Origin of the sequence: Nocardioides sp. NPDC059952 (assembly GCF_042730435.1) — a bacterium.
Lineage (GTDB): Bacteria > Actinomycetota > Actinomycetes > Propionibacteriales > Nocardioidaceae > Nocardioides.
Genome location: NZ_JBHWLY010000116.1, coordinates 1 through 11,522 on the forward strand (window position 1 = coordinate 1; position 11,522 = coordinate 11,522).

Genomic DNA, 11,522 nt, shown 5'->3' on the forward strand with positions numbered 1-11,522 from the left:
CGCACGCCTCGCTCGCTCCGCTTCGCTCCAAGGCGTGCAGATGCGCCGACTCGGCTACACACGGATGCGCGACTCGGCTACACGAGACGGGCTGCGCCCGTTGCGCCGTCAGTCGAGCCCGATGGAGAAGGCGGCTTCCAGGTCGACCTGGGAGTAGGTGCGGAAGGCGATGTGGGTCTCGGTCTCGAGCACACCGGGGACCTTGTTGACCTTGTCGGCGACGACGTTGGCCACATCCTCGTGGGCACGGACGCGCACCAGGGCGATCAGGTCGATCTGGCCGGTGACGGAGTAGACCTCGCTGACGCCGTCGATGGCGGCCACGGCCTCGGCCACCTCGGGGATCTGGGAGACCTCGGCATTGATGAAGACGATCGCTGTGATCACGCAGGTCACGTTAGCCGATCCGCCTAGAGCTCCGCTGCCCGCCGGCCCGCACCGCCGATCGGGCAGGTCCACTCGCCCTCGATATGGGCGAGGCGTACGCCTGGGGACTCGAGCCAGCGCAGCACCAGCTCGGTCTCCTCGGCGCTCGCGGCCGGGACCGGACCCGGGGCGGCGAGGACCGTCTCGGCGCTGAGCTGCAGATCGGCGACGTAGGCGTGGGCGTTGGCCTCTCGCGGGATCACCCCGGCGCCGGCGAGACGGCCGTGACGGACCACGTGGACCGCCCAGCGGCCATCATCCTCACGCCGGATCGCGGTGAGGTCGGGCAGCCGGGTCAGGCCGCTGAGCCGCTGGGTGCGCGCGGCGCCGCGCAGGTAGGAGGTCAGCCGGTCGCGGTGGACGGCTGCCTCCTCGAACCTCTCCTGCTCGGCCAGGCCGGTGAAGCGCTCGGTGACGGTCTCGACCACCTCGTCGGGCCGGTGGAGCAGGGACTCGCGGACCCGCGAGACCAGGGCCGCGTACGTCTCCGCGGGGACGCTCTGGTCGCACGGGCTCAGGCAGCGGTGGAGCTCGGCGAGGACGCAGGGGGTCTTGCGGGGCAGCAGCGGGAGCCGGTCGGCGCACTGCCGGATCGGGAAGGTGTCGTGCAGCGCCTGGAGGGCCTTCTCGGCGACCTTCTTGGAGCCGAACGGGCCGAGATAGTCGGCGTCGTCGAGGAGCACCTGCTTGACCAGCGACAGCCGGGGCCACGGCTCCTGGGTGAGCTTGACGAAGTGCATCTTCTCCGGGCGTCGCGAACGGCGGTTGTAGGGCGGCTTGTGCTCGGCGATGAGCCGCAGCTCGCGCACCCCCGCCTCCAGCGCCGTCGCGCACTCGATGCCCTGCACGGTCGCGGCCAGCCCGACCATCTCGCCCATCCGGGAGCGGGTCTCGGAGGCGGTGAAGTAGGTGCGTACGCGAGTGCGGAGGTCCTTGGAGGTGCCGATGTAGAGCGGTCTGCCCTTGTCGTCCTTGAACAGGTAGACGCCGGGGGCGTGGGGCAGGTCCTCGGCCAGATGGCGCTTCTTGCGCTGGGCGGTGGTGACCTTGGCGGAGAAGACCGAGAGGTCCTCGAGGGTCTGCACGCCGATGTTGCCGAGCCGCTCCATCATCCCGTGGAGGACGTCGACGGTCGCGCGGGCGTCGGAGAGGGCGCGGTGGTTGGGGGTCGTGGGGGAGCCGAAGACCCGGGCCAGCGAGCCGAGCTTGTGGTTGGGCGCCTCGTCGCGGGTGACCACCCGGCGGGCGATCTTCACCGTGTCGAGCACCTCGAAACGCGGCCAGGGCCGCTCCTGCTGGGCGGCGAAGTGCTTGAGGAAGCCCACGTCGAAGGGGGCGTTGTGGGCGACCAGCACGCAGCCCTCGGCGAACTCGAGGAACGCCGGGAGCACCGACTCGATGGTGGGGGAGGAGGCGACCATGGAGTTGGTGATCCCGGTCAGCACGGCGATCGAGGGCGGGATGCCGGTGTGGGGGTTGACGAGCGTCTGGAACTCGCCCAGCACCTCGCCGCCACGCACCTTCACCGCGCCGATCTCGGTGATCATGCCGCCGTTGTCCGGGCTGTTGCCGGTGGTCTCCAGGTCGACCACGCAGAAGGTCAGGTCGCGTAGCGGCCTGCCGAGCTCGTCGAAGCCCCGCTGGGCCTCCCAGCCGCCGGTGGCTTGCTCACGCTGGCGCCGGGCGACGGCACGGGCACGCATCTCCTTCCGCGCCTCACGCACCGCCGAACTACTACTCATGCGAACACACTAGCGAGTGCCACCGACAGTGCTTCGCCACTAGGGTGTGGCGCACCTGACATTGGGAGGTGTGGGTCATCGCTGCGAGAAACGGCGGCAACGACGGGTCCTCGGGAGGGAACGAGGACCGTCCCTGGGCGCGCTGGTTCGCCCGCTCGGGCTCGTTGCAGGTCGAGCCGGCCGAGGCCGGCGAGCAGGCGAGGATGCTGCTGAGCGAGGACGGGCACGCGGCGGCGCTGCGGTTCAACGAGCGTGTGCTCGACACCCTGACGGGCGATCTGGCGGGCCTGGTCGAGTACGTCACCGTGCTGGACGGTGCCAAGGCAGACGAGGTCCTCAACACCCAGAAGCTGATCGACAACGCCTTCGCCCGGGTCTCCGGCCAGGGTGTCGACCGGTTCGTCGCCTGGCTCGCGGAGCTGCGTACGCAGGGCCATCCTGCGATCGCGGTCCAGGCGCTGCATGCCTATGGCAGGCTCGCGGACGGCGACCTGGCCGCCGTGGCGACCTCGCTGGAGTCCGCCGCGGACCGGGTGATCCTGATCGCGGCCGCCGCGCTGCACCGCCCGCCCGAGGACGCGGCCCGGCTCGCGATCGAGACCGAGCACGACGCCTCGATCGCCTACGCGGTCATCCACGACGTGCTCCGGCAGCGGACCGTCCCCGACATCGCCCGTTTCCTGCGCGCGCTGCACCTGCTCGGGGCGCCGGACCTGGTCAACGACACCGTGAAGCAGTTCGCGGCCCCGTCGAGCGGTCGCTCGAACCTCGACAAGGCCCTGCTCTACGTCGCGCTGGACGCCAGCCCGAGACTGCGTGAGATCGCGCTGGACCTGCTCTGGCGCACCCTCGGCGCGGTCGGTGACCTCGGCCGGGCGCCCGGTCCTGCGCAACAGCAGGATCTCGTCGCGGCGTTCTGGGAGCTGTGCCCGGGCGGCCGCGTGCTCGAGGACTGGTTCAAGCTGCGCCTCGACGGCAGCGAGAACGCCGAGGAGGCGCGCGAGCACGTCGTGCTGCTGCTGCGCGGCAGCCGGGGGCCCGGCCGCGACAGCCTTCTGACGGCCCTGGCCGGCGACGCGACGCCGACGAACCTCAAACGCATCTGCGAGACCCTCATGGAGGAGGGCGACGAGGCCCAAGCGGCGATGCTCGTCCGCGCGCTCGCTCACAGCGGCCACATCGAGCGGCTCGGCGACTTCCTCGACCGGTGGTCGTGGGCGCAGCCGTCCGCCGACACCACGCGGAGCCTGCTCCACTGGGTGCTCACCCCGGAGGGCGCGGACCGCGAGCCGATGGCGTCCGCCGTCGTGGAGGGCATCGCCGCCTACCTCGCCGACGGCCACGGCAGGACGCTGGGCGAGGACCTTCGGCGGCAGGCCGCGACCCTGGTCCGGCTCCGTCCCGCCGAGGAGATCGTGGGTCTGCTCGGGCACGTACCCGCCCGGGTCGGCAGGCGTGGCCGGTCGGCCGTCGCCGCCGACGTCGGCTGGAGGCTGGCCGAGGATCTGCTCGTCTACCCGGCGCCGACCGAGGAGACGTACGTCGCCTGGTATGCCGAGTGCCTCGCCGCCCTCGAGTCGGCCGGGTTCACCGACGCGGTGCGCACCTCGTGGCATCACCTCGCGGACGAGGCGATCAACCGCCGTGGCGCCGGTCCGACGATCGCCGAGACCGCCCACCAGCTTCTGCGCAAGGAGCTCGCCGAGGCGGCCGACCGGCTGCTGATCCGCTATCTCGACCAGGCGCAGAGCGTCACGCCCACCGACATCGTCGGCATCACCACGCGGCTGCGCCTGCACCGCTACCCGGAGGCGAGCCGCGCCGGGGTGCTGCGTCGTTCGGTGGGGCGGTGGCAGGACCGGGCCCGGGTCGACGCCGTCGTCGAGACCCTCATCGCCGCCGGCCAGGAAGAAGAGGCCGAATGGGTCAGGGCCGGGTCGACGTGAGGGTCTCCCGCAGGTAGCGGCGGCCGGCGCCGACGAGGAGGACGAACGCGCCCGAGGCGACGATCATCACCAGGGCGCGCAGGCTCCACACGCTCCAGACGGAGTCGTCGTCGATCCGGTGGCGGACCGCGCTCAGGAGCGTCAGCGCGACCAGATACAGCGCGAGCACGAGGAACGGACGGTTCGCCGGGTCGCGGGAGAAGAGTCGCGCGCCGTGGTTCTTCGCGTCGTACCAGCCCAGGCCGGGGACCCGGAGATGATGGAGCCAGGGGAGGACGAGGAGGACGAGCGACCCCCAGGCGATCACCGCCACGCCCTTCCACACCCGGTCCCACGCCGACTCGTTGACGACCAGCGCGATGACGACGAAGGCCGCGTACGCCGCGAACGGGAGCAGTTGCTGGAGACCCGTCCCGAGCAGTTCCGAGCGGACCGCCAGGACGACGCAGGTGACCGCGTAGAGGATCAGGATCGGGATCGTGTTGAGCACGGCCAGGGTCTGCCAGTCGCCGCCCACCGCCACCAGGACCACCAGTGCGAGCACCAGGTTCACGAGCAGGATCAGCCAGAAGGAATCGCTGGTGCGGCCCGGGAGCCGGGAGGCCCGCGGCTCGTGGAGGCCGCTGGGGACGTACCTCTCCGCGCTGAGCGCGTAGACCTCGCGGCTCAGCGCGTAGGTGAACACGATGCCCGACCCGATCGGGGCGATGATCGCGGCGAGGCGGACCAGCACGACCAGCCAGTCCAGCGGCGCCCCGGCCAGGGTCGCGGTGTCGGTCAGGCGTGCGTACGAGGTGCCGTGCTCGGCCCCGGAGCCGGCCATGTGCTCGGCGTAGACCAGCTGGAGGGCGGAGTAGAGCAGGAACGAGCCGACGACCGTGCCGTACACCGCCCAGCGCACCCGCCTGGCCACCTCGCGACGGCCGCCCCGGACCTCGCCGGTCACGTCCAGGGGTGCCTGGAAGCCGATGTAGGCGTAGATCACGCCGCTGGTGATCAGCGCGCTGAGCACACCGGTCGACGTCGGCCCGGCCGCCGGACCCGGGCCGGTGAGGGGAGCGGGGACGGCGAGCGCCAGGCACACCACGAAGATCACCGGGATGGCGATCTTGAGCAGGGTCAGGGCGGCGTTCGTACGGAGGACGAACCGCCGGGGCAGCAGGACGAAGGCGATGATCGCGGCGGTCACCAGCACCGCCAGCGTGGAGCCGACCCGGGTGAGTCCGCCCTCGCCGGCCAGCGCGGGGACGACCTCGGCCAGCCCGTTGACCGCTGCCGCCGCCTGGGCGGCCGGGTTGATGGCGTAGGAGATCCACAGCGACGCCGCGAGGATGATCACCACCAACGGCCCGAAGGCGTCGTGCGGGTGGAACAGGAGCCCGCCCGTACGCTGCGAGATGAGGCCGAACTCGACCATCACCACCGCGATGGTGAGCATGAGTACGCCGCCGGCGGCCCAGCCGAGGAGCGCGGCCTCGCCCAGGCTCTCGTGGAGGGTGGGCACCGCCAGGAGCCAGCCGGACCCGATGACACCGCCCGCGGCCAGGCCGACGACCTCGAACAGGCTCAGCTTGTCGCTGGTGTTGCCGTTGTCGGGCTTCTCGGGGACCTGGGGCTGTTCTGGCTTCTCAGGCGCCTCGGGCTTCTCCGGGCTCTCGGGGGCGGTCCGGCGCGGCCGGGGATCAGGGGGAGCCTGCGACCGACCGAGCGCGACGAACGCGATCGCGGTCAGCAGCCCGCCGGTGGCCGCGATCCAGAGGTCGGGCTTGCGCATCAGGTCGCCGAACCCCACGGACCCGAGGCCGTCGAGCCGGACGGTGCCGTAGAGGGACATCACGAATCCCACGGCGCACAGGACCATCCTGGCGATCGTGTTGAGGGCGTGCCGCACGCGCTGGTCTCCCACTCCCGATGATTCGAATGTCCGCAGAACCTATCGAATCAGGTGGGTTCGGCGCAGGAACCCTGTGTGATCAGGCCAGCAGCGGCGAGAGCGAGGAGAGCGGCACGGTGCGGGCGCCGGCGCGGCGTACGTCCTTGACGACCTCGGCGTCGTCGGTGGCGACCAGGATGACGCGGCCGGCGGGCTCGGCGTCGACGAGGTCGCGGATGACGTCGTCGGCGATGACGCCCTCGGGGGAGAAGAGGACCTTGACGCCGCGTGGAGGCACGGCGGTGGGACGAACGGATGCGGAGTGGGCGTCGAAGACGACGGTCGTCTCGGCGCCGGTGCGGGCGGCGATCGGCGCGATCGCCCGCAGCAGCCGCAGCCGCTGGGCATCGAGCGCCGAGTCGGGCCACAGCGCCTTGGAGACGTTGTAGCCGTCGACGATCAGCCGGACCCGCGGCATCGCCAGGAACTGCTCCAGGTGGGCGCTGCTGGTGACCCCGGCACCGGCGGCGGCGTCCGCGGAGGCCAGCTCGGCCTCCACCCGCTCGCCCGGGGTGCCGGTGACCGGCGGCAGCGCCAGCTCGCGACGCAGGCCTCCGGCCGCGTCGAGCAGCGTGTCGAGCAGGAACCGGGCGCGCAACGAGGCGTCCTCCCGGTCCGTCTTGGACGAGCGTCGCTCGGCGGCCGCCTCGCGCTCGAGCTTGTCGATCTGGCTGCGGAGCTGCCGCAGCTGGCGGTCACGTGCGGCGAGCTCGTCCTCGGCGCGGGCGAGCGCAGTGCGGGCCTCGCTGAGGGCCTCGTCCAGCCCGGTGCCGGCCTCGCGGGCCGCGGTCCGGGCCTCGCCGAGCTTGCGCCGCAGGGCGGTGTTGTCGGCCTTGAGGTCGTCGAGGCGGGCCTTGCGGTCTGCACGCACCTCGCGGAGCTCGTCCTCGGCCGCGGCGAGCTTGCCGCGCAGGCGGGCCACCTCGGCGTCGACCACCGGCACCGCGGCGGCCTCCAGCCGGTCCAGGGCCTCCTTGAGCGAGACCTCCCAGCCGTCGGGGCGGATGAGCCACACGACCGCGGCCGCCTCGGCCGGGTCCTCGGGAAGGACGACGTCGTCGGAGGAATCCTCGAGGACGTACGCCGGGCGCAGCTGGCTCCCGACCTTCTCCCGGACCTCGTCGTCCCCCTCGAGCACCGAGGCGATCATCGCGCCGCCGGCCTTGGCGCGCCGGGCGGGCGCGAAGTCGGCGATCCGCTTGAGCGCGGGCGGTAGGCGCACCACGTCGGGAAGCACCCCGGCCGTGAGCGCGACGATGCGCCCCCGGACCGTGTCGGGGAGCGTCGCGTACGTGGAGACCTCCATGTTCCAAGTGTAGGGACCCGGGCCGCGATCGCCGCCTCGAATACCGTGCTGCGATGGTGGTGACACGCCGGACGCAACCGGACGAAAGCAAAAATGTCGGTGCTCGGTGAGACCGTCACTCACATGACGACGAGAATCGACTGTGACACCTGCCTCGTGCGTGGACTGGCGTGCCACGACTGCGTGGTCACCGTGCTGCTGGGGCCGCCTCCGGAGCTGACCATCGAGGACGACGAGCGCCGGGCGCTCGACGTGCTGGCCGAGGGTGGTCTGGTCCCGCCGCTGCGCATGGTGGAAGGGATGTAGCCGAACTTTTGGGCGTGGGTGGTTGGCAGGTGGGGGATGGCGTCGGCTAGTGTGCGCAGGAACTTGGCGCTCGTGGAAGTGGGTCAACCGGCCCACGCGGGTGTCGCGCTTAGTCCAGGCCCGCTTCGGGGCGGGCCAGGAGCCGGGGAACCACACCGATCATCTGGGGTGTATCCGCCGCAAGAGCGATCCGGGAGACCGGATCGAGGAGCGGTGGTAGGGCAGGTCGTGCCTGAACCCGTCAGCTCACCCGGTAGGCGTCTACGACTACACACAAGGAGACCGTCCGCTCGTGACACGCGACCGGAAGCGACTCATTGCCGGAGCAGCCGGCATCGCCGCCATCGGTGTCGCCGGGATCATTCCCGCAGCGACCCCCGCCCAGGCAGACCCTGACATCGACGACGTTCGCAAGAAGGTCGACAAGCTCTACACCCAGGCCGAGGCGGCCAACGAGGACTACAGCAACGCCAAGCTGCGGCTTCAGGACCTCAAGGATCAGCTCGAGGACCTCAGCTCCGACGAGAAGCGTCAGAGCAAGGAGCTCGACAAGATCCGCGCCGAGCTCCGTGACTCCGTGCTGCGGCAGTTCGAGGGCTCAGACGTCTCTGCCGTCGGCCAGGTGATCACCTCCGAGGACCCGCAGGAGTTCCTCGCCGGTCTGTCCACCGTCTCGTCCTACAACGCGCTGCAGGCCGACCTGCTGGCTCGGTACAACACCGAGGCGGAGGCCCTCCATGTGCGCCGCGAGGCCACCGAGGACGCCAAGTCCCAGATGGCCAAGGTCAAGACGACCATGCAGCAGAAGAAGAGCGAGATCGACAAGAAGTTCGAGGCGGCCCAGGCCGAGCTCGACGAGCTGGAGGCCGACGAGCTCGAAGAGTTCCAGTCGGCCGACACCAGCATCCCGGGCAACCTGCCCTCGCCGTCGGGCCGTGCCAAGATCGCCGTCGACTACGCGCTCGCCCAGGTCGGCGACTCCTACGTCTACGGCGCCACCGGCACCGCGTCGTGGGACTGCTCCGGCCTCACCATGGGTGCTTGGGGCGAGGCCGGTGTCGGGCTCCCGCACTCCTCCTCGGCGCAGTACAGCAGCGGCCCTTCGGTCCCGCGCGACCAGCTTGCCCCTGGCGACCTGGTCTTCTACTACAGCCCGATCAGCCACGTCGGCATGTACATCGGCAACGGCATGATCGTGCACGCGTCCAACCCGAGCACCGGTGTGAAGGTCTCCCCGATGGACGAGATGCCCTACACGGGCGCCGTCCGCCCGGGCTGAGTTTGACCTAGGACCCCGAAGAGGCCGATCGTTCGCAGGTGCGAACGGTCGGCTCTCTTCTTTCCCGTCCGGTCCTGATCGGGACCGGGCTCGTGCTGGTGATGCTGCTCGCCGGGTTCGTCGGCTGGCGGCTGACCGGCGGAGGTGAGTACGTCGCGCCGACTCCGACCGCTGAGCCGGTCGTGCGCGCCGACACGGAAGCTGCCCGGGCCTCGCTGCAGGCGTTGGTCGAGGGCGTAAGCGATCGGGCGGAGCCCGACGGGGAGGACGCCGCCGCGGTGGCGGTGCGCAACGCCCGGGCCATCGGCATCGGGGACGTCACCGCGCGATACGTCGCGGAGTCGGGCAACGTGGACCCGGACGGCTCATGGACGGCCGACGTCGAGATGTCGTGGCGCACCCCCGGCGACCCGACGCTGACCGAGGAACTGAAGGTCGGCTTCGGCCCCGAGGGCGCGATCACCGGGTTCTCGGCGGCCCAAGGCACCCGGCTGCCGTTGTGGCTCAGCGGCCCGGTCGAGGTGCGCCGCACCGGTTCCACCCTCGTGGTCGCCCAGGCCCCCGCCGAGGTCGCCGACCGCTACGCCGAGCTGGCCACCGCCGCGGTCGCCGGGGTCCGCAAGGTGGTCGCCTGGAAGGACCCGCGCCTGGTCCTCGAGGTGCCCGCGAACGGCCTCGACTCGGCGCTCGGCGCGCAGCCGGGGACCTACACCGCCGTCGCGGCGGTGACCGCGACCGTCGACGGGTCCACGAAGGCCGGGACGCCGCTGCACGTGTGGGTCAACCAGGGCGTCATCGGCGATCTCGACGCGCCAGGCGCCCAGATCGTCATCACCCACGAGGCCACCCACGCGGCCACCGACGCCGCGACCAACACCAGCCGGCCGATGTGGCTGGTCGAGGGCTTCGCCGACTACGTCGCGCTCCGCGACACCAAGCTGCCGTTGTCCAAGACCGCCGGCCAGGTCCTCGCCCAGGTCCGCGAGAACGGCGCCCCCGACCACCTGCCGGGCAAGGCCGAGTTCAACACCCGCTCGGAGCACTTCGGTGCCGAGTACGAAGCCGCCTGGCTCGCCTGCGAGGTGCTCGCCGAGGCCGGCGGTGAGCAGGCTCTGGTCGATCTCTACGAGGAGACCGGGCGCGGCATCGGTCTGGAGAAGGCGCTGCAGGCCGGCTTCGGGTTCGGGGAGGACGAGCTGACCGCCCGCTGGCGGACCCATCTGTCACACTCGGCTCGATGACGGGGGCAGAAGTGAGCGCAACGCGACGTACGTCCTGGGTGGTTCTCGTCCTCGGGGCGGTGGCATTCGTGGTGCTCGCCTGGGCGTTGATCCCGTGGCACCCCTACCCGGGCGGCCCGCTCGACCTGCCCGACGAGCGTGATGTGTTCACGGCCGACGAGCTGGAGCGGATGCTGGCCTACTCCGGCACCGCTCGCTGGATCAGCCGGGCCTCGCTCGTCGTATCGCTGGTCGTTGCCTGCGTGCTCGGGTTCACCTCTCTGGGCCGGCGTCTGGTGGCGCGGCTGCGTGGACCGTGGCTGCTCCGGGTGGTGCTCGCGGTCGCTGTGGTCACGCTGCTCGGCTGGATCGCGACGCTGCCGTTCGGGGTGGCGATCCACCGGCTGCAGATGCGCTACGGGCTCTCCCGGCAAGCCTGGGGGCCCTGGCTGGGCGACTCGCTGCTGAACCAGGTCGTCGGCATCGTGACGACCTCGGTGGCGCTGCTCGCCCTCTTCGCCTGCATCCGCCTCGCCCGGCGTTGGTGGCCGGCCGTCGCCGCTGTCCTCGTCGCTGCCCTCGTCGTGGTCGGCTCGTTCGTCTACCCGGTCGTCATCGAGCCGCTGTTCAACGACTTCGAGCCGCTGCCGCGCGGCCAGTTCCGCACCGAGGTGATGGCCATCGCCGAACGCGAGGGCGTCGAGGTCGACGATGTCCTGGTGGTCGACGCCTCGCGGCGTACGACCTCTCTCAATGCGTACGTCACCGGATTCGGCTCCACCCGCCGCGTCGTCCTCTACGACAACCTCGTCGACTCGCAGCGGGGCGCCGCCGCGCGCGGGGCGGTCCTCTCCGTCGTCGCCCACGAGCTTGCCCATGCCAAGCACGACGACGTCCTGGTCGGCACGGTCATCGGTGCCGCCGGCGCGGTCGCCGGCGTCGGACTGCTGGGCCTGCTGCTGTCCTACCGGCGCCAGGACGAGTACGCCACCCCCGAAGCCGTCCCGATGCTGATGGCGGTCTTCGCGCTGGCGAGCGTGCTGGCGATGCCGATCCAGAACGGCCTCAGCCGGCACGTCGAGGCCCGCGCGGACGTCGACGCGCTCCATGCCACCGGCGACCTCGAGTCGTTCATCCGGCTGCAGCACGACCTCGGCGCCCGCTCGCTCTCCGATCCGTCCCCGCAGGCCTGGTCGCAGTGGTGGTTCGGCTCCCACCCGACGACGTTGCAGCGGATCGCTATTGCTCATCGAGTGCTGGACTGAGATAAGGCCGAGTCGGGGGGGGCGCCCCCCCGCCCCGCCGCCGGGCGGGGCGGGGGGGGGGTGGGCGCCGGCGCCCCCCCCCCACACCCAGAAACTTTG

At 71.5% G+C, this 11,522-nt stretch carries 9 protein-coding genes and 1 riboswitch; of the genes, 5 read left to right on the forward strand and 4 right to left on the reverse strand.

All coding sequences use genetic code 11. The features are described 5' to 3' along the window. Positions 1 to 108: 108 nt before the first annotated feature. Both ACFV9G_RS28820 and ACFV9G_RS28825 read right to left on the reverse strand, forming a co-directional pair. On the reverse strand, positions 109 to 387 hold the full coding sequence (locus ACFV9G_RS28820) for an Lrp/AsnC ligand binding domain-containing protein (RefSeq protein ID WP_141803873.1): 279 nt from the start codon (positions 385 to 387) through the stop codon (positions 109 to 111). A gap of 23 nt (positions 388 to 410) precedes the next feature. Beyond that, complete coding sequence (locus ACFV9G_RS28825) at positions 411 to 2,129, reverse strand: DEDD exonuclease domain-containing protein (protein WP_378732734.1); 1,719 nt, start codon at positions 2,127 to 2,129, stop codon at positions 411 to 413. Positions 2,130 to 2,236: 107 nt separating this feature from the next. Between ACFV9G_RS28825 and ACFV9G_RS28830 the strand changes: the two genes are divergently transcribed. Continuing rightward, positions 2,237 to 4,114 (forward strand): hypothetical protein, encoded by a 1,878-nt coding sequence (locus ACFV9G_RS28830; protein WP_378732720.1) that lies wholly within the window; start codon positions 2,237 to 2,239, stop codon positions 4,112 to 4,114. On the opposite strand, the gene ACFV9G_RS28835 is transcribed toward ACFV9G_RS28830, so the two are convergent. Both ACFV9G_RS28835 and ACFV9G_RS28840 read right to left on the reverse strand, forming a co-directional pair. Beyond that, positions 4,095 to 6,020, reverse strand: coding sequence for an APC family permease (locus tag ACFV9G_RS28835; RefSeq protein WP_378732722.1), 1,926 nt, complete (start codon positions 6,018 to 6,020; stop codon positions 4,095 to 4,097). The genes ACFV9G_RS28830 and ACFV9G_RS28835 overlap by 20 nt on opposite strands. Positions 6,021 to 6,087: 67 nt before the next feature. Continuing rightward, on the reverse strand, positions 6,088 to 7,353 hold the full coding sequence (locus ACFV9G_RS28840; RefSeq protein ID WP_378732724.1) for an NYN domain-containing protein: 1,266 nt from the start codon (positions 7,351 to 7,353) through the stop codon (positions 6,088 to 6,090). A 123-nt stretch (positions 7,354 to 7,476) separates the two neighbouring features. Between ACFV9G_RS28840 and ACFV9G_RS28845 the strand changes: the two genes are divergently transcribed. From ACFV9G_RS28845 to ACFV9G_RS28860, 4 genes are all read left to right on the forward strand, one after another. Next, the gene (locus tag ACFV9G_RS28845; RefSeq protein WP_091049976.1) at positions 7,477 to 7,659 is read left to right on the forward strand and encodes a hypothetical protein; all 183 of its coding nucleotides are present in this window, start codon (positions 7,477 to 7,479) and stop codon (positions 7,657 to 7,659) included. A gap of 96 nt (positions 7,660 to 7,755) precedes the next feature. Next, positions 7,756 to 7,934, forward strand: a riboswitch (cyclic di-AMP (ydaO/yuaA leader). Positions 7,935 to 7,951: 17 nt separating this feature from the next. Continuing rightward, a complete protein-coding gene (locus ACFV9G_RS28850) occupies positions 7,952 to 8,938 on the forward strand; it encodes an NlpC/P60 family protein (RefSeq protein ID WP_378732727.1) in 987 nt (328 codons plus the stop codon). A gap of 38 nt (positions 8,939 to 8,976) precedes the next feature. Further along, positions 8,977 to 10,179 (forward strand): hypothetical protein, encoded by a 1,203-nt coding sequence (locus ACFV9G_RS28855; RefSeq protein ID WP_378732729.1) that lies wholly within the window; start codon positions 8,977 to 8,979, stop codon positions 10,177 to 10,179. Next, a complete protein-coding gene (locus ACFV9G_RS28860) occupies positions 10,176 to 11,423 on the forward strand; it encodes a M48 family metalloprotease (protein WP_378732731.1) in 1,248 nt (415 codons plus the stop codon). Before ACFV9G_RS28855 ends, ACFV9G_RS28860 begins: the two co-directional genes overlap by 4 nt. The last annotated feature ends 99 nt before the right edge of the window (positions 11,424 to 11,522 follow it).

What these genes read in the sequence shown, in the direction of transcription:
- ACFV9G_RS28860 (WP_378732731.1), top strand. Translation starts at nt 10,176, where the DNA reads ATGACGGGGGCAGAAGTGAGCGCAACGCGACGTACGTCCTGGGTGGTT.
- ACFV9G_RS28840 (WP_378732724.1), bottom strand. Translation starts at nt 7,353, where the DNA reads ATGGAGGTCTCCACGTACGCGACGCTCCCCGACACGGTCCGGGGGCGC.
- ACFV9G_RS28825 (WP_378732734.1), bottom strand. Translation starts at nt 2,129, where the DNA reads ATGCGTGCCCGTGCCGTCGCCCGGCGCCAGCGTGAGCAAGCCACCGGC.
- ACFV9G_RS28845 (WP_091049976.1), top strand. Translation starts at nt 7,477, where the DNA reads ATGACGACGAGAATCGACTGTGACACCTGCCTCGTGCGTGGACTGGCG.